We start from the raw sequence: 23,889 nt of genomic DNA, 5'->3' as shown, positions 1-23,889 counted from the left end.
AGCACCGGCAGGCCGAAGCGCCGGGCCAGCGGCGCCGCCGTTTCCAGCGCGCGGGTATAGGGGCTGGCGATGATGCGGCGGATGTCCTCGCCGGCCAGGGCCTGGGCCGCCTGCTCGGCCTGGTGGCGGCCGAGGATGGTCAGCTTCGGGTCCTTGATGCCCGGATCCCGGCGGGTCGCGCTGAAATGCAGGTTGAACTCGCTCTGGCCGTGACGCAGCAGGATCATCGCGGAACTCCGGAGGAAACAGGCTGGAGGTAACGGCAGGCAGCCGGGGCGGCAAGATGCCGGCTTTATGACCGCGCCGGGCGCGTAGCGGGACGGGGGCCGTTGCGGTGGCGCCGCATGACCCCTAAGTGATGCGCATGAGGAGAATGCAATGTCCGGCGGATTTCCGGTCGATCTGATCCTGTTCGCCATGGTGGCGGCCTTTCTGGTGCTGCGGCTGCGCAGCGTCCTGGGCCGCCGGCAGGGCTTCGAGCGGCCGCCGCAGGAGCGTCCCGTCCCCGGCCAGGGCATGCCCGGCCCGGCCGAGCCGGACGCGGCGCAGGTGCCGCCCGCCCCCGTCGCCGGCGCCCCGCGCCTGGTGATCCCCGATTCGCGCTCGCCGGTCGGGCAGGCGCTGCAGCGCATCCGCCAGGCCGATGCCGGCTTCGACCCGGCCGCCTTCCTGGCGGGCGCGGAGGGCGCCTTCCGCATGATCGTCGCCGCCTTCGCCTCCGGCGACCGCGAGACGCTGCGCAACCTGCTCTCCGCCGACACCTATGCCGGCTTCGAGCAGGCGCTGGTGACGCGCGAGACGGCCGGCGAGCGGCAGCGCACCGAGATCCGCGCCGTGCACGACATGGCCATCGAGGGCGCCGACCTGCGCGGCACCGTGGCCGACATCACCGTGCGCATCGTGTCCGACCAGGTGAACGTCACCACCGGCCCGAACGGCGACATCGTCGCCGGTGCCGAGGCGGTGACCGAACTGAACGACATCTGGACCTTCCAGCGCGACCTGAGCAGCGCCGACCCGACCTGGAAGCTGGTCGGCACCCAGTCGGCCTGATCGCGGTGGCCGGGAAGCGCCGGGGGGCGCGCGCCGGCCGCTGGCCGGCCCTGGCGCTGCTGGCCCTGCTGGCCGCCTGCTCCACCGTGCCGCAGCACGTGGCCGAGCTGCCGGGCTGGGGCGAGGATGCGCTGGCCGAGGCGGTGCCCGCCTTTGTCGCGGGCTGCCGCCCCCCCGCCATGCCCGCCGCGCTCTGCGCCGAGGCCGCCGGCCTGCCGCCCGGCGACAACGCCGCCGCCCGCGCCTTCTTCGAGCGCCGCTTCACCCTGCGCGCCGCCGGCGAGGGGCTGATGACCGGCTATTACGAGCCGGAGCTGCGCGGCGCCGCCACCCGCGGCGGCCCCTACACCGTGCCGCTGCGCGGCCGCCCGGCCGATCTGGTGGAGGTCGATCTCGGCCGCTTCGCCGAGGATCTGCGCGGCCGCCGCACCGCCGGGCGCGTGCGGGACGGGCGGCTGGTGCCCTATCCGGATCGCGCCGCCATCGAGGCGGGCGGGGTGGAAGCGCCCGTGCTGCTCTGGGTGGATGACGAGGCGGGGAAGTTCTTCCTGCAGATCCAGGGTTCCGGCCGGGTGGCGCTGCCCGACGGCTCGGTGCGGCGCATGGGCTACGCGGCGCAGAACGGCCGCGCCTATGTGCCGGTCGGCCGGCTGCTGGCGGATCGCGGCGAGATCCCGCGCGAGCAGGTCTCGATGCAGACCATCCTGGCCTGGCTGGAGCGCGCCGGGCCGGAGCGCGCCCGCGCCCTGATGGCGGAGAACCCCTCCTACGTCTTCTTCCGCGAGGCCGCCGCGCGGCCGGACCAGGGGCCGTCGGGCTCGCTCGGCGTGCCGCTGACGCCGCTGCGCTCGATCGCCGTGGACCGGACCGAGATCCCCCTCGGCAGCCCCGTCTGGATCGTGGCGAAGCACCCGCTGACGGGCGCGCCGATCCGCCGCCTGGTGCTGGCGCAGGACACGGGCGGCGCCATCAAGGGCAAGGCGCGGGCCGACCTGTTCTGGGGCTGGGGCGAGGCGGCGGCCGAGGCGGCGGGCCGCATGAAGGAGACGGCCACGCTCTATGTGCTGGAGCCCGCCGCGCCCTGAGGGGCGGCGTGCCTGCATCCATCCCGCTTGCATCGGCTCCGGCCGCGGCTATCGTCCCCGCCCATGTCAGAGCCGAAGCCGCGCGTCGCCCTTTTCGTCACCTGCCTCGTCGACCTCTACCGGCCTTCGGTGGGCTTCGCCGCCATCCGGCTGCTGGAACAGGCGGGCTGCCAGGTGGAGGTGCCGCGCCTGCAGACCTGCTGCGGCCAGCCCGCCTACAACAGCGGCGACCGCGCCACGGCGCGCGACCTCGCCCGCCCGGTGATCGACGCCTTCCTGCCCTATGACCATGTCGTGGCGCCCTCCGGCTCCTGCGCCGGCATGATCGCGAAGCACTATCCCGGCCTGTTCGACAACGACCCGCACTACCGCGCCCGCGCCGAGGCGCTGGCGGCGCGGACGCATGAGCTGGTCTCCTTCCTGGTGGATGTGCGGGGGGTGGAGCGCGTCCAGGCGCGGCATGCGGGCGTCGCCGCCTACCACGATTCCTGCTCCGGCCTGCGGGAGCTCGGCATCCGCGCGCAGCCGCGTCGCCTGCTGGCGGGGGTGGAGGGTCTCACCGTGAAGGAGTTGGCCGAGCCGGAGCTGTGCTGCGGCTTCGGCGGCACCTTCTGCGTGAAGTATCCGGAGATCTCCACCCGCATGGTGTCCGACAAGGTCAAGGACATCGAGGCCACGGGGGCGGACACGCTGCTGGCCGGCGACATGGGCTGCCTGCTGAACATGGCCGGCCGCCTGCACCGCCAGGGCAGCCCCGTGCAGGTGCGCCACGTGGCCGAGGTGCTGGCGGACATGACGCGGGACGTGCCGCCCATCGCCGGCGCCTGAGCCGGCGCGCCGCCGCCTTCTCAGCCGGCGGGCAGCCCCATGGCCCGCAGCGTCGCGCGCGAGAGGGGGGTGTCCTCGCAGAGCTGGAACACGATGTCGAAGTGGTTGGAGCCGGCCGGCGGCGGCACCGGCGTCACGATGCAGCCCGCCCCGGCGCAGAACTCGGCCTGCGCCACGGTCTGCGCCTTGAACTCCGCCGTCTCGCTCTCGCCAAAGCTGAAGACCAGCGGCGTGCCCGGCGCCGGCGGCGGCAGCAGGCCGGGGGAGTTGCGCAGCACGGTGGCCTCGTCCAGCCGCATCCATTCGTTCACATGGCAAAGGCGGAGCGGCTCCAGCTCGTAGAGGCCGGAGAGCAGGGTGGCGCCCGCCACCGGCCGTGGCGGCAGGCCGAAGCCGGCGGGCCAGTCTCCCCCCGCCGCCAGCATCGCCGCCAGATGCGCGCCCGCCGAACTGCCGGCCACGTGGATGCGCGCCGGGTCGCCGCCGAAGCGGGCGATGTTGCCGTGCAGCCAGGCCAGGGCGGCGCGGCACTGGCGCACGATCTCGTCGAGCGGGGCGGCGGGGGCGAGGGCGTAGTTCACCGCCACCACGCAGGCGCCGGCGGCGGTGAGCCAGGGCGCCATGAAGCCCGAATCGGCGGCGTCCAGCAGCCGCCAGTAGCCGCCATGGATGAAGACGAACACCGGAGCCGGGCCCGGGTGGGCGGCGGGGTATATGTCCAGCCGTTCCGCCGCGGTGGGGCCGTAGGGGATATCGGTGCGCGCCCCCGGCAGCGTGGCGCGGGCCGCCTCCGTGCGGGCGCGGTATTCGGCGATGATCGGCCCGATATCCGGCACGGTGGCGCGGGCGTTGTATTCGCGGTCCAGGGTCTCGCGGCCCATGCCGCGCCAGCTCTCGGTCATGCGCGCCATTCTGGCGGCGGGAAGGGTGCGGGGAAAGCGGCGCCGGAGCCTTTCCGCGCCCCGCTGCCTCAGCCCCGCCCCGGCTCCAGCTCCGGCCGCCCGAGCGCGCCGGCGATGACCGCGCCGAGGTCGCCGATGCGGAAGGGCTTGCGCAGCACGATGGCGTCGGTCCCGGCCACGCTCTCGATGGTGGCGGTGTCGGCGTAGCCGCTGGCGAAGACGATGGGCAGCGCCGGCCAGCGCTTCCGGGCCAGCCGGGCCACCTCGGCGCCGGTCAGGTCGGGCATGGCGTAGTCGAGGATCACCAGGTCGGGCCGGGCGGCCTCCAGGGCGGCGAGACCGGCCGTGCCGCTGCCGGCCTCGGTCGCCGAGAAGCCCAGGGTTTCCAGCGCCGTCACCAGCATCTCCCGCACATCGGCGTCGTCGTCCACCACCAGGATGCTGGCCTTGCCGGCTCTCGCCTCCGCCTTCCGCTCCGCCGGCTCGGCCTCCGGCTCCAGCGCGGTGAGGGGCAGGTAGATGCGGACGGTGGTGCCCGCCCCCGGCCGGCTTTCCATGCGCACCGTGCCGCCCGCCTGATGGGCGATGCCATAGACCTGGCTGAGGCCGAGCCCCGTGCCCTTGCCGACCCCCTTGGTGGTGAAGAAGGGGTCGAAGGCCCGCGCCAGGACCTCGGGCGGCATGCCCTCGCCCGTATCCGCCACGGTGAGCAGCGCGTAGCTGCCCGGCCTCAGCACGCCGTCCCGCTCGATCCGCGCCACGCTGCTGGCGATGTGGAGGTCGCCCCCCTCCGGCATGGCGTCGCGCGCGTTGATGGCGAGGTTCAGCACCGCCAGCTCGAGCTGGGTGGCGTCGGTGAGGATGCGGAGATCGGGCTCGCGCAGCTCCAGCCGGAGGCGGATCATCGGGCCGAGCGTGCGCCGGAGCAGCTCCGTCATGCCCCGCAGCAGCGCGGACAGGAACAGCGGCTTCAGCTCGATCTTCTGCTTGCGCGAGAAGGCCAGGAGCTGGGCGGTCAGCTTGGTGCCGCGCCCGGCGGCGGCGAGGCCCGCCTCGGCGTGGCGGCGCACGCGCTCGGCATCGCCCGCGCGGTGCAGGATCAGGTCGAGGCTGCCCACCACGGCGGCGAGCAGGTTGTTGAAGTCATGCGCGATGCCGCCGGTGAGCTGGCCGATGGCCTCCATCTTCTGGCTCTGGCGCAGGGCCGCCTCGGTTTCCTCGAGCTGCCGCGTCCGCTCCGCGACGCGCGCCTCGAGCGTCGCGTTCAGCTCCTCGAGGGCGGCCGCCACCCGCCGCAGGTCGGCATCGGCCCGGACGCGCTCGACATAGGCCCAGGAGCGCTCGGTGACGTCGCGCAGCAGCGCCAGCTCGTAGTCCGACCAGAGGCGCGGCACCTTGTCGTGGATCGCCATCAGCGCGGTGAGCCGGCCCTCGCGGATCAGCGGCATGCAGATCGTCGCGGCGATGCCGATGTTCTGGAAGGTGGCCGCCTCGTGCGGCGCCAGCTCTGCCAGGTTGTCGTTCACCACCAGCGGCTCGCCGGCCCGCAGCCTGCGCACCGCCAGCGTGCCGAAATCGGCCAGGCTGTAATGGCCGACGATGCTGGGCGAGCCCTCGGCCGCCCAGTTGCCGCGGATGGTGAAGCCGTCCTGGTCGGCGTCCATGTCCGCATAGGCGCAGTTGGACAGGCCCAGATGCCCGGCCAGCAGGCTGGTGGTGGCGGCCATCACCGCGTCCGCGTCCCGCTCGCCCGCGATGGTGCGGCCGAGCAGGTCGAGAAAGGCCAGCCGCCGGGTCGCCAGCATGGTGGCGGTGGTCTCGGTCACCGTGTCCAGCATGCCGACGACGCGGCCCTGCGCGTCGCGGATCGGGCTGTAGCAGAAGGTGAAGTGGGCCAGCTCGGGCCTGCCGTGCCGGTCGATGAAGACGGGGAAGTTCTCGATATAGGTCGCGCGCCCCTCGAAGGCGGCGGCCGCGATGGGAGCGACATCCTGCCACGCCTCGCTCCAGATCTCGCTGAAGGGGCGGCCCAGCGGCGCCGGCTTGGCCCCGAGGATGGGCCGGAAGGCGTCGTTGTAGAGCGTGACCAGCTCGGGCCCCCAGATCACCGCCTGGGGAAAGCGCGACTCCGGCATCAGCGCCACGGCGGTCTTCAGCAGCTCCGGCCAGGCCTCGATCGGCCCGAGCGGCGTGCGCGACCATGCGTGGGCGGCGATGGCGCTCGCCATCGCGCCTTCCCGCGGCAGGAAGCTGGGGTGTTCGGCTGTCATCGGGCATTCATGGTGGATGCCCCATCCGGGGGCAAGCGGAACGAAGGCCGCGCCCCCGCCGCCGCCCGCGCTAGAGGCCGATCCAGCCGCGCACCCGCTCCGCCTCGCGCGCCAGCGCCGCGCCGTCGCCCGACCAGACGGTGCGGCCCTTTTCCAGCACGTGGTGCCGGTCGGCGAGGCGGGACAAGGCGCCGAGGTTCTTGTCGATCACCAGGATGGACTGGCCGCGCGCCTTCAGCGCCGCCAGCGTCGCCCAGATCTCGGCGCGGATGACGGGGGCGAGCCCCTCCGTCGCCTCGTCCAGCACCAGCAGGCGCGGATTGGTCATCAGCGCGCGGCCGATCGCCAGCATCTGCTGCTCGCCGCCCGACAGGGTGCGGGCATACTGCCCGGCGCGCTCGGCCAGGCGCGGGAACAGGGCGTAGATGCGCGCCAGGTCCCAGGGCTCGGGGTGGCGCAGCCGGTTGGCGGCGGTGGCGAGGAGGTTCTCCCGCACGGTGAGGGTCGGGAACACCTGCCGCCCTTCCGGCACCAGCCCGATGCCGCGCCGCGCGATGGCCTCGGGCGCCGCGCCGGCCAGATCCTCCCCGCCGAAGCGCACCCGCCCGCCGCGCGGCGGGTTCAGCCCGAGGATGGCGCGCACCGTGGTGGTCTTGCCCATGCCGTTGCGGCCGAGCAGCGTCGCGACCTCGCCCTCCCGCACCACGAGGTCGACGCCGAACAGCACCTGGCTCCGGCCATAGCCGGCGCTCAGGCCGGAGACTTCCAGCATCGGCTCAGGCCTCCTCGTCCTCGGTGAGATAGGCGGCGCGGACGGCCGGGTCGGCGCGGATCTCCGCCGGTTCGCCGGAGGCGATGCAGCGCCCGTCCACCAGCACCGACACGCGGTCGGCGAGGGCGAACACCGCCTCCATGTCGTGCTCCACCAGCAGGATGGCGAGCCGGCCCTTGAGCCCGCGCAGCGTCTCGGTCATGGCGCGCGACTCGCTGGGGCCGAGGCCGGCCATCGGCTCGTCCAGCAGCAGCAGGCGCGGCGCGGCGGCCAGCGCGATGGCCAGCTCCACCTGCTTGCGCGCGCCGGCGGAAAGGTCGCCGGTCCGCTGTTCCCACAGCGCCGCCTCCACGCCCGCGCGCAGCAGCAGCTGGCGCGCCGGCTGGCGCAGCCGCTCGTCCCGCCGCGCGTCGCGCCAGAAGCGGAAGCTGTGGCCCTGATGCGCCTGCACCGCCAGGGCCACGTTCTCCAGGGTGGTGGCCTCGTCCAGCAGCTGCACGATCTGGAAGGTGCGGGACAGGCCGCGCCGCACCCGCCGCGAGGGCGGAAGGCGGGTGATGTCCCGCCCCGCGAACAGGATGCGCCCCGCATCGGGGCGGATCTCGCCGGTGATCTGCGCGATGGCGGTGCTCTTGCCGGCGCCGTTCGGCCCGATCAGCGCGTGCAGCTCGCCCGGGCGGACGGCGAGGGACAGGTCGTCGGTCGCGCACAGGCCGCCGAAGCGCTTGCGCAGCCCCTCGACGAGCAGCAGCGGCGCGGTCATGCGCCCGCCCCCGGGCGCAGCAGCGCCATCAGCCCGCCGCGCGCGAACAGCACCACCAGCAGCAGCAGCGGCCCCAGCACGAACTGCCAGTGCTCGGTCAGCGCCGCCAGCCAGTATTCCAGCCCGACCAGCGCGATGGCGCCCAGCACCGGCCCCATCAGCGTGCCGACGCCGCCCAGGATGACCATGATCATCAGCTCGCCCGACTTGGTCCAGGCGAGCATGTCGGGGCTGACGAAGCGGGCGTAGTTCACCATCAGCGCGCCGGCCAGCGCCGCCCCCATGCCGGACAGGACGAAGGCCGCGAGCTTGTAGGGATAGGGCGCGATGCCGATGGCCTGCAGCCGCCGCTCGCTCTGCCGGGCCCCCGCCAGCACCTGCCCGAAGCGCGAGCGCGTGACGCGCCGCAGCAGCAGCAGCCAGGCCACCAGCAGGCCGAGGCAGAGCCAGTAGAGCTGCGCCGGGTCCCGCAGGCTCAGCCCCGGGAACTCGCCCTGGCGGCGCACGCTGAGGCCATCGTCACCGCCATAGGCCTTCAGCGAGACGAACAGGAAGAACAGCATCTGCGCGAAGGCCAGGGTGATCATGATGAACTGCACGCCGCGCGTGCGCAGCGACAGCGCGCCGATCAGCGCGGCACCCGCCCCGCCCACCGCCATCGCCGCCAGCAGCGTGACGGGCAGCGAGGTGGTGCCGGGGATCAGGCCCCAGAGCGGCTCCTGCCAGGACCAGTGGGCGTAGAGGATGCCCACCGTGTAGCCGCCGAGCCCGAAGAAGGCGGCGTGGCCGAAGCTGACCATGCCGCCGAAGCCCAGCACCAGGTTCAGCGCGCTGGCGGCGATGGCGTAGATGGCCATGCGGGTGGCGAGGCCGGTGCTGGCCGGCGTGCCCAGCGCCTCGGCGATCCAGGGCAGGGCGATGGCCAGCGCCAGCAGCGGCGGCAGCGCCAGCAGGACGGGGGAGACGCGGCGGGGCCGCCGGGACGGCTCAGCCATGGGCCGGGAACAGCCCGCGCGGCCGCAGCAGCAGCACCAGTGCCATCAGCAGGTAGACCCCCATGGAGGCGAGGCCGGCGGCCAGCGCGTCGGCGTCCGGCCCCTGCATGGCGCCGCGCAGCAGGGCGGGCAGGTAGGCGCGCATCAGCGTGTCCGACAGCCCGACCAGCAGCGCGCCCACGAGCGCGCCGCGCACCGAGCCGATGCCGCCGATGACGACGACGACAAAGGTCATGATCAGGATCTGCTCCCCCATGCCGACCTGCACGGAGAAGATCGGCCCCGCCATCAGCCCCGCCAGCCCCGCCAGCAGCGCGCCGAGGCCGAAGACCAGCGTGTAGAGACGCCGCACATCGACGCCCAGCGCCCGCACCATCTCGCGGTGGGTGGCGCCGGCGCGCACCAGCATGCCGGTGCGGGTGTGCCGGATCAGCCAGTACAGCCCCGCCGCCACCAGCAGCCCGACGGCGAGGATGGCGAGGCGGTAGGCCGGATAGGGCACGCCTGGGATGATCTCCACCGCGCCGCGCAGCGGCTCGGGGATGTCCACGAACAGCGGCTGCCGGCCGAACAGCAGGATGGCGCCCTGGTTGAAGAACAGGATCAGCCCGAAGGTGGCCAGCACCTGGTCCAGGTGGTCGCGCGCGTAGAGGCGGCGCAGCACCACCAGCTCCACCGCCATGCCGACCAGCGCGGCGGCCGCCAGCCCGGCCAGGAGCGCCAGCAGCGCCGAGCCGGTCTGCGCCGCCACCCAGGCGGCGGCGAAGGCGCCCACCATGTAGAGCGAGCCATGGGCCAGGTTGATCACGCCCATGATGCCGAACACCAGCGTCAGCCCCGCGGCCAGCAGGAACAGCATGACGCCGAGTTGCAGGCCGTTCAGGAGCTGCTCCAGCAGCAGGGCCATCGAACACACTCCAAGAAAGCCGGGGGAATGAATTCCCCCGGAGCCCCCTTCCTTTATTTTTGCAAGTTTAGATCCGGCACTGGGCGGCGTAGGCGTCGCCGTGGTTTTCCAGCACCTTGCCCTTGGTGACCAGGGCGGGCTTGCCGTCTGCGCCGCGCTCCACCTTCAGCAGGTACCAGTCCTGCACCGGGTGCTGGTTGGGGCCGAAGGCGAAGCGGCCGCGCGGGCTGTCGAAGGCGGCGGGCTGCATGGCGCGGCGGAAGGCATCGAGGTCGTCCACCCGCCCGCCCGTGCCCTTCAGCGCGGCGCCGATGGCCAGCGCCGTGTCGTAGCCCTGCTGGGCGTAGTAGGTGGGGACGCGATTGTACCTGGCGGTGAAGGCCTCGACGAAGCGGCGGCTCGCCGGATTGTCGAAGTCGCTGTTCCATTGCGCGGTGACGTTGATGCCGAGCGCCGCCTCGCCCACCGCCGCCAGGGTGGTGGAATCCATGGAGGGCGAGGCCAGCACCATCGGCGTGGTGGCCGAGAGGCCGGCCTGCACGTACTGCTTCAGGAAGGCGATGCCGAGGCCGCCGGGGTGGAACTGGTACACCGCGTCCGGCCGGGCGGCGCGGATCTGCGCCATCTCGGCGGCGTAGTCCGTCTGGTCGAGGCGGGTATAGACCTCGCCCACCACCTCGCCCTTGTAGAGGCGCCGGAAGCCGGTGATGGCGTCCTTGCCCGCCTGGTAGTTGGGGGCGAGGATGAACATGCGCCGGAAGCCGAGGTCGTTCGCCGCCTGCCCGGCGCTCTCGTGCAGCCCGTCATTCTGCCAGGCGATGGACCAGAAGTTGCGGTGGCACTCCCGCCCGGCGAAGGTGGAGGGGGAGGCGTTGGGGCTGACATAGATGCCGTCCGCGTCCAGCACGTCCGGCACCACGGCGCCGAGCACGTTGGAGAACACCACGCCCGTCATCAGCCGGATCTTCTCGTTGCGCAGGAAGCGCTCGGCGATCTGCTTGCCCTGGCCGGGGCGCAGCGCGTCGTCCTCCACCAGGAGCTGCACCGGCGTGCCGCCCAGCCGGCCGCCCTCCATTTCCATGGCGAGGAGGAAGGCGTCGCGGATGTCCTGGCCGAGATAGCCGCCAGGGCCCGACAGCGTGGTGATCATGCCGATCTTGAGCGCCGCGCCCGATTGCGACAGGGCGGGGCGGGCCAGCAGAGGGGCCATGGCCGCCGCGCCCGCCACGCGCAGCAGGGTCCGCCTTTCGATCATCCCAGTCTTCCCGTCCGAAGGTTTGCCTTGTGCTTAGACTGTCGCACACGGAGGGCGAAGGGCAAACCTGACCATGGCCGGCGGCGCGGCGGAAAGGGCGGAAGGCCGGGACTGCGGGGGGGAAGGGGCGGCTCAGCGGCGGTTGAGGCCGCGCATGTAGCGGCGTTCCGGGCGATAGGCGCCTTGCTGCAGCCACTCGCGCAGCAGGCGGATCAGCCGGCTGTGGAACCGGCGGGTGGAAGCTGGGCGCATATCAAAAACGGTCTCCTGCGTCTCTTATTTGCCATTCTGGCGCAAAATTCTTGAACATTCTGTAAATGCGGCGTGAGATCGAAAGATGCGCGACGAAAGACGGATTTGATTCGCCTTTTCCCGCGTGGCGGCGGCACAGCAGGGCGATGCCACGACCGCGCCCGGAATCCGCCCCTGCTCCCGCCTTTCCGCCCGCCCGGACTGTGGTCCTGCTCGCGGCCTCGCTTCTGGCCCTGCCGCCCGGCCTGGCCGCCGCCGACCCCTCGCTGCTGCCGGGTGTCGGCGCCGGTGACCCACGCCGCCGGGCGGATGTCTCGGCGCCGCCCTGGACGGCGCTGGGGCGGGTGCAGACGGAGCTGGGCGGCCGCTGCACGGGCGTGCTGATCGGCCCGCGCCATGTGCTGACGGCGGCGCATTGCCTGGTCGCGCCGCGCGCGCGGGCGCTGGTGCGGCCCGGCTCCATCCACTTCCTGCGCGGCTACCGGATGGGGGAATGGAGCGGGCAGGCGCGGGTGCTGGCCTACCGGACCGGCGCGGGCTTCGACGCCGCGCGCAGCGGACCCGCCGGCGCGGACTGGGCCGTGCTGACGCTGGACCGGCCGCTGGGCCGGCCGGAGGAGGCGCTGCCCCTGCTGCCCACTCCCCCGGCGCCGGGCGCGGCCCTGCTGCTGGGCGGCTACCAGCAGGACCGGCCGGAAGTGCTGATGGCCGATTCCGGCTGCCGCGTGCTGGCGGCCGCGCCGCTGCTGCTGCACGACTGCGCCGGCACGCGCGGCAGCAGCGGGGCGCCGCTGCTGGTCGCGGACGGCGCGGGCTGGGCGGTGGCGGGGGTGGCGGTGGGCGTGGCGCGGGACCGGCGCTTCGGCATCGCCGTGCCGGCCGCCGCCCTGCCCGGCGCGCTGATGGCCGACACGCCCGCGCGGGAAGCGGCTGGGCCTCAAGCCCCTGGGCCTCAAGCCCCTGGGCCTCAAGCGCCTGGACCCGAGGCGGCGGGGGCCGGCGGATCGGACGCCGGCGCGCCCGCGCGCCAGCCCGCGATCAGCGCGCCGCGGTTTCGATCGGCACCGCCGTGACGCTGTTGAAGGGCGAGCCGTCGACCAGCTTGGTGCTGGTGATGAGGTAGACGAGCACGCGCTTCTCCGCATCCAGGATGCGCGTCACCGTCAGCGCCTTGAACAGCGGAGAGGCACTTTGGCGGAACACGGATTCCGTCTGCGGCAGCCCCGCCGGCAGGGCGACCGGCCCGGTGGCGCGGCAGGCGATGCTGAAGCGCGAGGGGTCCTCGGCCAGCCCCACCCAGCCGGAAAGCCCGCCCGTGTCGGCGCGCGAGACGTAGCAGGAGACATTGCCCACGCGCGGGTCGTCGTAGCGCTCCACCACCACCTTGTCGTTGGGGCCCACCAGGCGGAAGGTGGTGCTGATCTCCCCCACCCGCGTCTGGCCGGAGGCCGGCCCCGGCAGGGCGGGCAGCAGCGCCAGGGAAAGGGCGAGGGCCGAGGGAAGGGCCAGGGGAAGGGCCGGCGCGGCCCGCAATAGGTTCATGCGCATCCTGTCTTTCCGGGACGGGCCCGGCATGGGGAGAGAGGCCATGCATCTGGGGTGCGCGGCGGCGGAGGCGAAGGGCCTGCCGCCGCGCCGGTTTTCCGCCGCCTTGCCCCTCCGGCCTGTGCTGCCTATGCAGCGCCACCTCCGGAGGAAACGACAACCATGACCCAGAGCACCGGCCGCCGCGCGGCCCTCGCCCTGCCAGCGCTGACCCTGCCCGCCCTGCTGGCGCCCGCCCCGGCCCGCGCCCAGGCGGAATGGCCGGCCCGCCCCGTCCGCCTGCTGATCCCCTTTCCGCCGGGCCAGGCCACCGACACCATGCTGCGCCTGCTGGCCGAGGAGCTTTCCCGCCGCTGGCCGCAGCGCCTGGTGGTGGAGAACCGCGCCGGCGGCGCGGGCGTGGTGGGCACCGATGCGGGTGCCCGCGCGGCGCCGGACGGCTACACGCTGCTGGCCTCCACCAGCGGCACCCACGGCATCAATCCCAGCGTCATCGCCAACCTGCCCTACGACGCCGAGAAGGACTTCGCCTACATCACCACGGTGTTCACCGTGCCGCTGGTGATCGTGGCGCACCCCTCCTTCGCGCCGCGCTCGGTGGAGGAGCTGGTCGCGGCGGCGCGGCAGGCGCCGGGCGCCATCAACTACGGCAGCGGCGGGCCGGGCACCTCGCAGCACATGGCGGCGGAGATGTTCGCGCACCAGGCCGGGGTGCGGCTGACGCACATCCCCTACCGTGGCAGCGGCCCGGCGGTGGCGGACCTGCTCGGCGGCAACATCCCCATGATGTTCGACAGCGTGGCCAGCGCCCTGCCGCACATCCAGGCCGGGCGCATCCGGGCGCTCGGCGTCACCTCGGCGGCACGGGCCACGCAGCTGCCCGAGGTGCCGGCCATCGGCGAGACGCTGCCGGGCTATGCCGCCATCGGCTGGGGCGGGCTCTGCGCGCCGGCCGGCACGCCGGAGCCGGTGCTGCGCCGGATCAACGCCGAGGTCACGGCGCTGCTGCGCGAGCCCGCCTTCGCGGCAAGGATGCAGCAGATGGGCGGCACGCCCGCGCCGCAGGCGCTGGAGGAGGCGGGCGCCTTCGTGCGCGCCGAGATCGCCAAGTGGCGGGAGGTGGCGCGCATCGCCAATGTGCGGCTGGAAGGCTGAGGGCGGCGGGGGCGCCGGCCCCCGGCCTTTCCGCTGCCCTCAGGCGCGCCGCGGCTGGCGGCCTTCCGGGTCCGGGCGGGAGGGCAGCTCGAGCGCCGCGTCGAGCCCGCTGATCATGCGCTGGAGCTCCGGCAGGCGGCTGGTGCTGGGCGCCTCGTGGGTGATGCCCAGCGTCTGGGCGATGTGGATGCGGCGCGCGGCCATGGCCTGTTGCCGCAACACCCGCAGATTGTCGTTCGGCGTCATGCTGGTTCCTCCTTGGGCTTCTTGGTGAGCCGAAACGAAGGATGGGAGCGTGCCGGGTGTGCTGCAAGCGCCACTGTTCCCGTCTCGCGTGCGAAAATGCTGTCGCACAGGTTTGAGGTGGTGTAGATCAAGAATCCGTTAACAGTTTTGCTGCAGGATGTTCTCTCCTTCTGCGAGGCACTCCCCATGAGCGATGTCGTTGCCGATCCTGCCTTTTCCCTCGCGGCCGAGACGCGGGAGGACCGCCCTTCCCCGGCCCGCGGGCTGTTGTGGGGCGGGGTGCTGAGCATCCCGCTCTGGGCGCTGATCGGGCTGGTCGTGGCCCGCGCCTTCTGAGGCCGCGCCGCCCTCGCGGCGGAAGGCCGGCCCCATGCCGGCGATGCGCCTCCTTCATCCACGATGAACCCGCCCGGCGCCGCGGCCCCTTTCCGGGCCCGCCGCGCTTCCGCATGGGCGGGAGCCTTGTCCGGGCGCGCTGGCCCTGCCGGCCCCGCGCCGCCTCCGAGGCCGCCTCCGGGCCCGCCCCGGCCTTAGGCGCGAGACCGCGCCGGCCCTGAGAATGTCCCGAGCCCGGGCAAGGCCCCGGGCGAGGGGCGTCCCGCCCCGAACGGCGCCTGCCGCGCCGGTTTTCCGGCGCCGCCGCCTGGAGCGTCCCCCCTTTCCATCGCCCGGGCGAGCGGGGCGGAGCGCGCGGAGCCCTGGCTGGACCTCCTCTTTATCGGCCACTATCCTGCCCGCCGATCTTCCACTCCGGACAGGCCCCCGACCGCGCATGAGCACGACGAGACGACGCTGGATCCTGCGCATCGCCATCCTCGGCGCGGCGGTCGCCGCCATCGCCGGCTGGTGGACGCTGCGGCCGGAGGAGCTTCCCGGCGGCATCGCCCGCGGCAATGGCCGCATCGAGGCGGTCGAGATCGACATCGCCACCCGTACGCCGGGCCGCATCAGCGAGATCCTGGTGAACGAGGGCGACTTCGTCACGGCCGGGCAGGTGGTGGCGCGCATGGACACCGCCGTGCTCGAGGCCCAGCTGCGCGAGGCCGAGGCCCAGCTGCAGCGCGCCGTCATCGCCGTGCAGACCGCCAACAGCCAGGTCACCCAGCGGGAGGCCGAGAAGGTGGCGGCCGAGGCGGTGGTGGCGCAGCGGGACGCCCAGCTCACCGCCGCCCAGCGGCGGCTCGCCCGCACGGAGACGCTCGCCGCGCGCGGCAACGCCCCCCTCCAGACCCTCGACGACGACCGCGCCAGCCAGGAAGGGGCGCGCGCCGCCCTGAGCGCCGCGCGGGCGCAGGTCGCGGCGGCGGAGGCGGCGGTCGGCGCCGCGCGCTCGCAGGTCGTCAGCGCCGAGGCGGCGGTGGAGGCCGCGCGGGCGAGCATCCAGCGCATCCAGGCCGATCTCGACGACAGCACGCTGAAATCCCCGCGCGCGGGCCGCGTGCAGTTCCGCGTGGCCCAGCCGGGCGAGATCCTCGCCGCCGGCGGGCGCGTGCTGAACCTCGTGGACCTGGCCGATGTCTACATGACCTTCTTCCTGCCCACCCCCGATGCCGGGCGGATCGCGCTCGGCACCGAGGTCCGGCTGGTGCTGGACGCCGCGCCGCAATACGTCTTTCCGGCGCGCGTCTCGCTCGTCTCCGATGTGGCGCAGTTCACGCCCCGCACGGTGGAGACGGCGGAGGAGCGGCTGAAGCTGGTGTTCCGCATCCGCGCGCGCGTCAGCCCGGAGCTGCTGCAGCAATACATCTCCCAGGTGAAGACCGGCCTGCCGGGCATGGCCTATGTGCGGGTGGACGAGCGGGTGGAATGGCCCGCCAGCCTGCAGGTGCGGCTGCCGTGACGGCGGGGCCCGCCGCCCGCCTGCAGGAGGTCGGCCTCCGCTACGGCAGGACCGTCGCGCTGGATGCCGTCACGCTCGACCTGCCGGCGGGGTGCATGGCCGGGCTGATCGGGCCGGACGGGGTCGGCAAGTCGAGCCTGCTCGCCCTGGTCTCGGGCGCGCGGCGGATCCAGGCGGGGCGCGTGGAGGTGCTGGGCGGCGACATGGCCTCGGCGCGGCACCGCGGCGCGGTCGGCCCGCGCATCGCCTACATGCCGCAGGGCCTGGGCAGGAACCTCTACCCGACGCTCTCGGTCTTCGAGAACATCGACTTCTTCGGCCGCCTCTTCGGCCATGGCCGCGCGGAGCGCGAACGCCGGATCGCCGAGCTGGTCGAGGCGACCGGCCTCGCCCCCTTCACCGACAGGCCGGCGGGCAAGCTCTCGGGCGGCATGAAGCAGAAGCTCAGCCTCTGCTGCTCGCTGATCCACGATCCCGACCTGCTGATCCTGGACGAGCCCACCACGGGCGTCGATCCGCTCTCCCGCCGCCAGTTCTGGGAGCTGGTCGCGCATATCCGCGCCGGCCGGCCGGGGATGAGCGTGGTGGTGGCGACCGCCTACATGGAGGAGGCGGCGCAGTTCGACTGGCTGGCGGCGATGCAGGGGGGGCGGGTGCTGGCGACCGGCACGCCGCGCGCGCTGATGGAGCGCACCGGCGCCGCCTCGCTGGAGGCCGCCTTTGTCGCGCTGCTGCCGGAAGCGGAGCGGGAAGGCCACCGGCCGGTCGAGATCCGGCCCTTCGCGGGCGCGGGAGGGGAGGAGGATGGCGAGGCGGCGATCGAGGCGCGCGGCCTGACCATGCGCTTCGGCGACTTCGTGGCGGTGGACAAGGTCAGCTTCCGCATCCGCCGCGGCGAGATCTTCGGCTTCCTCGGCTCCAATGGCTGCGGCAAGACGACGACGATGAAGATGCTGACCGGCCTGCTGCCGGCGAGCGAGGGCCAGGCCTGGCTGTTCGGGCAGGAGGTGGATGCGGGCGACATCGGCACGCGCCGCCGCGTCGGCTACATGTCGCAGAGCTTCTCGCTCTATTCCGAGCTGACGGTGCGGCAGAACCTCGAGCTGCACGCCCGGCTGTTCAACATGCCGGCCGCGGCCATTCCCGCCCGCGTCGCGGAAATGGCCCGCCGCTTCGAGCTGGCCGGCATCCTCGACACGCTGCCCGAGGCGCTGCCGCTCGGCCAGCGGCAGCGCCTTTCCCTGGCGGTGGCGATGATCCACGGCCCGGAGATGCTGATTCTGGACGAGCCCACCTCCGGCGTGGACCCGGTGGCGCGCGACGGCTTCTGGCGCATCCTGGTCGAGCTGGCGCGCCGCGACCGCGTCACCATCTTCATCTCCACCCACTTCATGAACGAGGCGGAGCGGTGCGACCGCATCTCGCTCATGCATGCCGGCCGCGTGCTGGTGAGCGACACGCCGGCGGCGCTGGTGGAGAAGCGCGGCGCGCGGAACCTGGAGCAGGCCTTCATCGCCTATCTCGAGGAGGCGGTGGCCGAGGCGGAGGGGCCGGCGCCCATCCCGGCCACGGCCCCCGTTCCGGCGGCAAAGGGCGCCGCCCAGACTCTCCTGGCCTCCCCTCCACCGGCCTCCCCCTCGCCCCGCCGGGGCTTCGACATCCGCCGCATGTTCTCCTTCTCCCGCCGCGAGGCGATGGAACTGCGCCGCGACCCGGTGCGCGCCACCCTCGCCCTGCTGGGCAGCCTGATCCTGATGGTCGTCATGGGCTACGGCATCACCATGGATGTCGAGGAACTGGCCTTCGCCGTGCTCGACCGCGACCAGACCACCACCAGCCGCGACTACACCCTGAACATCGCCGGCTCCCGCTACTTCACCGAGCAGCCGCCGATCGCCGACTACGACGATCTCGACCGCCGCATGCGGGCCGGCGAGGTGGCGCTCGCCATCGAGATCCCGCCCGGCTTCGGGCGGGACGTGGCGCGCGGCCGGGCGGTGCAGGTCGGCGCCTGGATCGACGGCGCCATGCCCTCCCGCGCCCAGACCGTCCGCGGCTATGTGCAGGGCATGCACGCCGACTGGCTGGCGCAGCGCGCGGCCCAGGGGCCCGGCGGCGGCGTCACGGCGGGCCAGCTTTTCACCATCGAGACGCGGTTCCGCTACAACCCGGATGTGCGCAGCCTGGTGTCGATGGTGCCGGCGATGATCCCCATCCTGCTGATGCTGATCCCCGCCATGCTCACCGCGCTCAGCATCGTGCGGGAAAAGGAGATGGGCTCGATCGTCAATCTCTACGTGACGCCGGTGACGCGGCTGGAGTTCCTGCTGGGCAAGCAGCTGCCCTATGTGCTGCTCGGCATGGCCAACTTCCTGCTGCTCGTGGGCCTCGCCCTGTTCCTGTTCGACGTGCCGCTGACCGGCAGCTTCCCCGCGCTGGCGGCGGCGAGCCTGATCTATCTCTGTGCCGCCACGGCGCTCGGGCTGCTGGCCTCGACCTTCCTGCGCACCCAGATCGCCGCCATCTTCGGCACGGCGGTCATGACCATCCTGCCGGCGACCCAGTTCTCCGGCCTGATCGACCCGGTCTCCTCGCTGGAGGGGGCGGGCGCCGTGATCGGCAACCTCTATCCCACCACCTACTACGTGACGATCGCGCGCGGCACCTTCTCCAAGGCGCTGCACTTCGCCGACCTGCGCGGCGAGTTCCTCCCCCTGCTGCTCGCCGCGCCGGTGCTGATCGGCCTCAGCGCGGCGCTGCTGAAGAAGCAGGAGCGCTGAGCCATGCGCCTGGCGAATATCGGGACGCTCGGCGTCAAGGAGCTGCGCAGCCTCGTCCGCGACCCGATGATGCTGGTGCTGATCGTCTATTCCTTCACCCTGGCCATCTACAGCGCCGCCACGGCGATGCCCGAGACGCTCAGCCGCGCCGCCATCTCCATCGTGGACGAGGACCGCTCGCCCGTCTCGGCGCGGATCGCCGGCGCCTTCTACCCGCCCTACTTCCTGCCGCCGGTGCCGATCACGCAGGGCGAGATGGATGGCCGCATGGATGCCGGGCTCGACACCTTCGCCCTCGACATCCCGCCCGACTTCCAGCGCGACCTGCTGGCCGGCCGCCAGCCGACCATCCAGCTCAACGTCGATGCGACCCGGATGAGCCAGGCCTTCACCGGCAGCGGCTATGTCCAGACCATCGTGGGCGAGGAGGTGGCCGCCTTCGCCCGGCGCTACCGGGCGGTGGAGACGCCGCAGGTGGAGCTGGTGCTGCGCGCGCGCTTCAACCCGGAGCTGAAGCCCTCCTGGTTCGGCGCCATCATGCAGCTGATCAACCAGATCACCATGCTCTCCATCGTGCTGGCCGGCGCGGCGCTGATCCGCGAGCGCGAGCATGGCACGCTCGAGCACCTGCTGGTCATGCCGGTGACGCCCTTCGAGATCATGACCGCCAAGGTCTGGGCCATGGCGCTGGTGGTGCTGCTGGCCAGCGCGTTCTGCATCGCGCTGGTGGTGCAGGGGCTGATGGGCGTGCCGATCCAGGGCTCGGTCCCGCTTTTCCTGGCGGGCGCGGCGCTGCATGTCTTCGCCACCACCTCGATGGGCATCTTCCTCGGCACCGTGGCGCGCTCCATGCCGCAGTTCGGCCTGCTGCTGATCCTGGTCCTGCTGCCGTTGCAGATGCTCTCCGGCGGCTCGACGCCGCGCGAGAGCATGCCGGAATTCGTGCAGGTGGTGATGCTGGCGGCGCCGACGACCCATTTCGTCAGCCTGGCGCAGGCGATCCTCTACCGCGGCGCCGGGCTTTCCGTGGTGTGGCCGAAGATGCTGATGCTGGCCGTCATCGGCGGCGCGCTGTTCGGCTTCGCCCTGGCCCGCTTCCGCGAGAGCGTCGCGCGGATCGGCTAGCCGGCCCGCCTGGGGCGGGATGGCCACGCCCGAGGGCCGGATTTCCCGGCCAGCCACCGGCATGTTTTCGAGGAAGGTGGCGGACCCGATACGATTCGAACGTACGACCTTTGCCTTCGGAGCGTATCCGGAACGATTTCGCCAGGCCTTCTCTTTCTACGCCATAGCCCTCTAACCTACTACGTAGATTGAGTTTTCCTGGCATCTCCCTACGCATCGCGTATCCGTCTGCACGTCGAAGTTTCGGCCCGGGTGCTGCCGTGGTGCTTCCGGAAATGGAGCCCACGGGTCCCAACTCGGACCAGGAGCACAGGACGTGGGAAAGCTCAGCAAGCGCACCGTCGATCAGGCAATGCCGCGGGATGCGGACTACTTCATCTGGGATGACGAACTGCCCGGGTTCGGCCTCCGGGTGTTCACCTCGGGACGGCGCAGCTACGTCGTACAGTATCGTGCCAAGGGGCGCACCCGGCGATTCACGATCGGCGTGCATGGCGTCTGGACGCCGGAGACGGCACGGCGGGAAGCCCGCGTGCTCCTCGGCCGCATCGCGCAGGGCGACAATCCGGCAGAGCAGAGGGAGCTCGACCACCGCGCGATCACGGTCAAGGAGCTCTGCGAGCGGTACATGGCCGACGCGAAGGCAGGCCTGATCCTCGGCAAGAAGCAACGGCCGAAGAAGGCCTCGACGATCTACACCGACGAGGGGCGCATCAAGCGCCACATCGTCCCGCTGCTCGGCACGCGGCGCGTGAAGGACCTCACCAGCGCCGACGTGACGCAGTTCATGCGCGACATCGCGTCCGGCAAGACGAAGGCTGACGTGAAGACGCGCAGGCGCGGGCGCGCCATCGTTCGCGGCGGCATGGGGACGGGTCGCCGCACGGTTGGCTTCCTCGGCGCGCTGCTGACCTATGCGCGCGAGGCCGGCATCATCGACTCCAACCCGGCGCATGGCATCCGGAAAGCCGCTGACCAGAAGAGGACGCGGCGCCTCTCGGAAGACGAGTATCGGCTGCTCGGGAAGCTGCTGGCGAAGGCACTCGCTGACGATCAACTCCGCACCTCGGCGAAGATCACCCGTCTGCTCGCGCTGACCGGATGCCGCCGCGGCGAGATCCTCAACCTGACCTGGTCCGAGGTGGACACCGCCAACAGCTGCCTTCGTCTGCACGACACGAAGGAGGGCGCATCCGTCCGTCCGATCGGACTTCCCGCCGTCGACATGCTGGAGGCGGATCGGCCGCGTGAAGCGGTCGGCCCGGTGTTCCGCGGCTTCCTCGATGGCAAGCCGTTGATCGGCTATCCGAAGCACTGGGACAAGATCTTCGCGAAGACACCGCTCGCCGATGTCACCCCTCATGTCCTGCGCCACAGCTTCGCCAGCATCGCGAACGATCTCGGCTTCACTGAGTCGACCGTCGCCGCGTTGCTGAGACATGCGCAGGGATCGGTGACCAGCCGCTATATCCACGCGGTCGACACGTCGCTGATCATGGCTGCGGATACGGTCGCGGGATACATCCAGGCGCTCCTGGAGGGCGCGCAGTTCCAGCGTCCAGGCTACGCGCTGGATCGCGCGTCCAGGGCGATGGCGCTCTCTCGGCACCTCGGGAACCCCCTGCTGCCTCCCGAGAGCCACCTGGCCGGAGCCAGCGCCCCCGATCAGACCCCGGGGCCCCACGGCCTGACGCCTTGACAATATAGCCTAGGAGCTATATATGGAGTGGAAGGTCGCGTTTGGTGATGAGTTTGATGCGGAGTTCGGAGAGCTACCGGAAGCCGTGCAGGATGAACTGTTGGCCTCCGCCAAACTCCTCGCTGTGTTCGGCCCCAAGCTCAGTCGCCCACATGCGGATACGCTCAAGGACTCGGCGTTCTCCAACATGAAGGAACTGCGGTTCGAGGCGGATGGCGGCGTCTGGCGTGTCGCCTTCGCGTTCGATCCGGAGCGCAAGGCCATCCTACTCGTCGCCGGCGACAAGTCGGGTGGCAGCGAGAAGCGCTTCTACAAGTCGCTCATCGCGAAAGCCGACAGGCGCTTCAAGGCACATCTCGATCGGCTCAATGCCGCGAAGAAGGGAAGGACGTGATGGGACGAACGCTGACTGATGTCGTTGCCGCGCTTCCCGAAGCGCGGCGCGCACGCGTCGAGGCGCGCGCCCGCGAGCTCATCGAGGAAGTCGAGAGCCTGAGCGAGCTGCGCCGCATGGCAGGCAAGGCGCAGGTGGACATCGCATCAGCCTTGCGGGTCAAGCAGCCCTCGATCTCGAAGATCGAGAGACAGGCGGACATGTATCTCTCGACGCTCCGCAGCTATGTCGAGGCGATCGGCGGAAAGCTGGAGCTCGTCGTCCGCCTGCCTTCACGCGCTCCCGTTCGGATTGAGCACTTGGGCGATGTCGCCCCGAGTGTTTCCGCCGGCCCCAGGAAGGTCACCGCAAAGCGGCAGACCAAACCGCGCGCGAGCGCCCGCGCCGGCTGAACGGACGATCGGGCACGAACAGTAGTCAGTATCTCGGTGCCGGATTGGGTGACATCCCGCGGTAGCGGTTCGAACGCAGAGTGAGAGTTTGGCGGCTGTCGCTGTGACGGGTTTCGGGGCCGAGAGAGAGGCTCGCGGCCGGCCCGTCATGGAGAACCGCCATGACCCGCTCCGCGACACGGCCGGCCCCGAGTGGCCGAGCCTCGGGTGACCGCGCGAACCTCTACGACGAAATCACCGACAGAATCATCGCTGAACTCGAGGCCGGGCGCCTCCCTTGGGTGCAGCCCTGGGGAATCTCGGGCGTGGCCGCGCCGCTCGCCCTGCCGAAGAACGCCACAACCGGCCGGCGCTACTCCGGCATCAACGTGCTGATCCTCTGGGGTGCCGTCGTCGAGCGCGGCTACGCCGGCCAGAGCTGGCTCACCTTCCGCCAGGCGCTCGCGCTCGGCGGCAATGTGCGCAAGGGCGAGCGCGGCACGACCGTGGTCTATGCTGACCGCTTCATCCCCGGCGAGGAACGCGAGCGCGCCCAGGAGACGGGCAAGGACGCCCGCGCGATCCACTTCCTCAAGCGCTTCACCGTCTTCAACGTCCAGCAGTGCGACGGCCTGCCGCCCGAACTCGCCGCGGCGGCACCGCCGGTCGTGTCCCGGCTGGTGGTGTAGGAGCGGTGGCTCCTGACGGGCACTGATCTTCCTCTGATTTGATGGACAGGGATCAGGCGGCCTTGTGCTCCATCTGCTCTGGCGTCTGGTAGCCCAGGGCGGAGTGGATGCGCTGCCGGTTGTAGTAGCTTTCGATGTAGGCGAACACGTCGCGTCTGGCCTCATTTCGCGTGGCCCATTGGCGCTGCTGGACGAGTTCGACCTTGAGGGTGTGGAAGAAGCTTTCCATGGGCGCGTTATCTAGGCAGTTGCCGCGGCGGCTCATGGACTGCCGCATTCCGGCTGCTTTCAGGAGCCGGCAGTAATCGTCGGCAGCGTACTGCGAGCCGCGGTCCGAGTGCAGCAGCAGGCCAGGTGTTGGCCGCTGCCGCTGGATAGCCATGATGAGCGCGGCGCAGGCGAGTTCCGTACGCATGTGCTCGCGCATGGACCAGCCGACCACCTTACGGGTGGCCAAGTCGAGCACGGCGGCGAGGTAGAGCCAGCCCTCACCAGTGGGCAGGTAGGTGATGTCGGCCAGCCAGACCGTGTTGGGGCGGGTGACCGCGAACTGCCGGTTCAGCAGGTTGGGGGCGACCGGAAGGGCATGGCGGCTGTTGGTGGTCGCTGGACGGAAGCGCCGCCCCGCGGTCGCCTGGATCCCATGAGCCCGCATCAGCCGCTCGACCCGGCCGCGGCTGACATGCCGTCCCTCGGCGCGCAAAGCGGCCTGCAGGCGTGGGCTGCCGTAGCGGCCGTGGTGGCTGGCGTGCAGGCGCCGGATGTCGGCCAGGATCTGCCGGTTGGTCAGGGCTCGCGCACTGTCAGGGCGCGCCCGCCAGGCGTAGTAACCCGAGCTGGACACGCCAAGCACACGACAGGCGGTGCGGATTGGCCAGGTATCGGCATGGGCGGCGATGACGCGGAACCTCATCTCGGGGGCTCCGAGAAGATGCCGATGGCTTTTTTTAAAATGTCACGCTC

Annotated in this window: 23 protein-coding genes and 1 pseudogene; 13 read left to right on the top strand and 11 right to left on the bottom strand. The window is 72.0% G+C overall.

Features of this window, described 5'->3' with window-relative positions; translation table 11 throughout:
* On the bottom strand, positions 1-227 hold a 227-nt coding region (locus tag CR162_RS19280), incomplete at its 3' end, for a histidine phosphatase family protein (RefSeq protein WP_141563247.1).
* Positions 228-378: 151 nt separating this feature from the next.
* On the opposite strand from CR162_RS19280, the gene CR162_RS19275 reads away from it, so the two are divergent.
* The 3 genes from CR162_RS19275 (at position 379) to CR162_RS19265 (ending at position 2,966) form a co-directional block, all read left to right on the top strand.
* On the top strand, positions 379-1,053 hold the full coding sequence (locus CR162_RS19275) for a Tim44/TimA family putative adaptor protein (RefSeq protein ID WP_099097147.1): 675 nt from the start codon (positions 379-381) through the stop codon (positions 1,051-1,053).
* Positions 1,054-1,058: 5 nt separating this feature from the next.
* Positions 1,059-2,138, top strand: coding sequence for a murein transglycosylase A (gene mltA, locus CR162_RS19270; RefSeq protein ID WP_099097146.1), 1,080 nt, complete (start codon positions 1,059-1,061; stop codon positions 2,136-2,138).
* 63 nt (positions 2,139-2,201) lie between these two features.
* The gene (locus tag CR162_RS19265) at positions 2,202-2,966 is read left to right on the top strand and encodes a (Fe-S)-binding protein (RefSeq protein ID WP_099097145.1); all 765 of its coding nucleotides are present in this window, start codon (positions 2,202-2,204) and stop codon (positions 2,964-2,966) included.
* A 20-nt stretch (positions 2,967-2,986) separates the two neighbouring features.
* On the opposite strand, the gene CR162_RS19260 is transcribed toward CR162_RS19265, so the two are convergent.
* From CR162_RS19260 to CR162_RS19230, 7 genes are all read right to left on the bottom strand, one after another.
* On the bottom strand, positions 2,987-3,868 hold the full coding sequence (locus CR162_RS19260; protein WP_099097144.1) for an alpha/beta hydrolase: 882 nt from the start codon (positions 3,866-3,868) through the stop codon (positions 2,987-2,989).
* A gap of 68 nt (positions 3,869-3,936) precedes the next feature.
* Complete coding sequence (locus tag CR162_RS19255) at positions 3,937-6,138, bottom strand: ATP-binding protein (protein WP_099097143.1); 2,202 nt, start codon at positions 6,136-6,138, stop codon at positions 3,937-3,939.
* Between the two features lie 70 nt (positions 6,139-6,208).
* The gene (locus CR162_RS19250; protein WP_099097142.1) at positions 6,209-6,910 is read right to left on the bottom strand and encodes an ABC transporter ATP-binding protein; all 702 of its coding nucleotides are present in this window, start codon (positions 6,908-6,910) and stop codon (positions 6,209-6,211) included.
* 4 nt (positions 6,911-6,914) lie between these two features.
* Positions 6,915-7,673: an ABC transporter ATP-binding protein gene (locus tag CR162_RS19245; protein WP_099097141.1), complete on the bottom strand. Its 759-nt coding sequence runs from the start codon at positions 7,671-7,673 to the stop codon at positions 6,915-6,917.
* Entirely contained in the window at positions 7,670-8,668 is a 999-nt protein-coding gene (locus tag CR162_RS19240; RefSeq protein ID WP_099097140.1) for a branched-chain amino acid ABC transporter permease, read from the bottom strand. The genes CR162_RS19245 and CR162_RS19240 overlap by 4 nt, the downstream gene beginning before the upstream one ends.
* On the bottom strand, positions 8,661-9,575 hold the full coding sequence (locus CR162_RS19235; RefSeq protein WP_099097139.1) for a branched-chain amino acid ABC transporter permease: 915 nt from the start codon (positions 9,573-9,575) through the stop codon (positions 8,661-8,663). Before CR162_RS19235 ends, CR162_RS19240 begins: the two co-directional genes overlap by 8 nt.
* A 67-nt stretch (positions 9,576-9,642) precedes the next feature.
* Positions 9,643-10,830: an ABC transporter substrate-binding protein gene (locus tag CR162_RS19230; protein WP_099097138.1), complete on the bottom strand. Its 1,188-nt coding sequence runs from the start codon at positions 10,828-10,830 to the stop codon at positions 9,643-9,645.
* A 398-nt stretch (positions 10,831-11,228) separates the two neighbouring features.
* Here CR162_RS19230 and CR162_RS19225 point away from each other — a divergent pair, with 398 nt between their 5' ends.
* A complete protein-coding gene (locus CR162_RS19225) occupies positions 11,229-12,155 on the top strand; it encodes a trypsin-like serine peptidase (RefSeq protein WP_176559937.1) in 927 nt (308 codons plus the stop codon).
* Here the strand turns inward: CR162_RS19225 and CR162_RS19220 are convergent.
* Entirely contained in the window at positions 12,121-12,624 is a 504-nt protein-coding gene (locus CR162_RS19220; RefSeq protein WP_099097148.1) for a CreA family protein, read from the bottom strand. The genes CR162_RS19225 and CR162_RS19220 overlap by 35 nt on opposite strands.
* Positions 12,625-12,789: 165 nt before the next feature.
* Here CR162_RS19220 and CR162_RS19215 point away from each other — a divergent pair, with 165 nt between their 5' ends.
* Positions 12,790-13,782: a Bug family tripartite tricarboxylate transporter substrate binding protein gene (locus tag CR162_RS19215; RefSeq protein ID WP_099097136.1), complete on the top strand. Its 993-nt coding sequence runs from the start codon at positions 12,790-12,792 to the stop codon at positions 13,780-13,782.
* 39 nt (positions 13,783-13,821) lie between these two features.
* Here the strand turns inward: CR162_RS19215 and CR162_RS19210 are convergent, their stop codons facing one another.
* Positions 13,822-14,028, bottom strand: a complete 207-nt coding sequence (locus tag CR162_RS19210; protein WP_099097135.1) for a hypothetical protein — start codon at positions 14,026-14,028, stop codon at positions 13,822-13,824.
* A gap of 186 nt (positions 14,029-14,214) precedes the next feature.
* Between CR162_RS19210 and CR162_RS22540 the strand changes: the two genes are divergently transcribed.
* The 8 genes from CR162_RS22540 (at position 14,215) to CR162_RS19175 (ending at position 22,926) form a co-directional block, all read left to right on the top strand.
* Entirely contained in the window at positions 14,215-14,364 is a 150-nt protein-coding gene (locus tag CR162_RS22540; protein ID WP_176559936.1) for a hypothetical protein, read from the top strand.
* A 436-nt stretch (positions 14,365-14,800) separates the two neighbouring features.
* Positions 14,801-15,868 carry an HlyD family secretion protein gene (locus tag CR162_RS19205; protein ID WP_099097134.1) on the top strand — a complete coding sequence of 356 codons (1,068 nt, stop codon included), beginning with the start codon at positions 14,801-14,803 and terminating at the stop codon, positions 15,866-15,868.
* The gene (gene rbbA / locus CR162_RS19200; protein ID WP_099097133.1) at positions 15,835-18,648 is read left to right on the top strand and encodes a ribosome-associated ATPase/putative transporter RbbA; all 2,814 of its coding nucleotides are present in this window, start codon (positions 15,835-15,837) and stop codon (positions 18,646-18,648) included. The genes CR162_RS19205 and rbbA overlap by 34 nt, the downstream gene beginning before the upstream one ends.
* Positions 18,649-18,651: 3 nt before the next feature.
* On the top strand, positions 18,652-19,773 hold the full coding sequence (locus CR162_RS19195; RefSeq protein ID WP_099097132.1) for an ABC transporter permease: 1,122 nt from the start codon (positions 18,652-18,654) through the stop codon (positions 19,771-19,773).
* A gap of 316 nt (positions 19,774-20,089) precedes the next feature.
* Positions 20,090-21,472 (top strand): tyrosine-type recombinase/integrase, encoded by a 1,383-nt coding sequence (locus CR162_RS19190; protein ID WP_099097131.1) that lies wholly within the window; start codon positions 20,090-20,092, stop codon positions 21,470-21,472.
* Positions 21,473-21,494: 22 nt separating this feature from the next.
* Positions 21,495-21,866 carry a type II toxin-antitoxin system RelE/ParE family toxin gene (locus tag CR162_RS19185; RefSeq protein WP_099097130.1) on the top strand — a complete coding sequence of 124 codons (372 nt, stop codon included), beginning with the start codon at positions 21,495-21,497 and terminating at the stop codon, positions 21,864-21,866.
* The gene (locus CR162_RS19180) at positions 21,866-22,258 is read left to right on the top strand and encodes an XRE family transcriptional regulator (protein WP_099097129.1); all 393 of its coding nucleotides are present in this window, start codon (positions 21,866-21,868) and stop codon (positions 22,256-22,258) included. Before CR162_RS19185 ends, CR162_RS19180 begins: the two co-directional genes overlap by 1 nt.
* A gap of 161 nt (positions 22,259-22,419) precedes the next feature.
* Entirely contained in the window at positions 22,420-22,926 is a 507-nt protein-coding gene (locus CR162_RS19175; RefSeq protein WP_099097128.1) for an ArdC-like ssDNA-binding domain-containing protein, read from the top strand.
* Between the two features lie 52 nt (positions 22,927-22,978).
* Here the strand turns inward: CR162_RS19175 and CR162_RS19170 are convergent.
* Positions 22,979-23,875, bottom strand: a pseudogene (locus CR162_RS19170) (IS3 family transposase); the annotation flags it as partial.
* Positions 23,876-23,889 lie beyond the last annotated feature (14 nt).

Source organism: Teichococcus rhizosphaerae, assembly GCF_002631185.1.
Classification (GTDB): domain Bacteria; phylum Pseudomonadota; class Alphaproteobacteria; order Acetobacterales; family Acetobacteraceae; genus Pseudoroseomonas; species Pseudoroseomonas rhizosphaerae.
The sequence above is the reverse complement of the archived record's forward strand: the minus strand, read 5'-3'. Positions and strand labels throughout refer to the sequence as shown.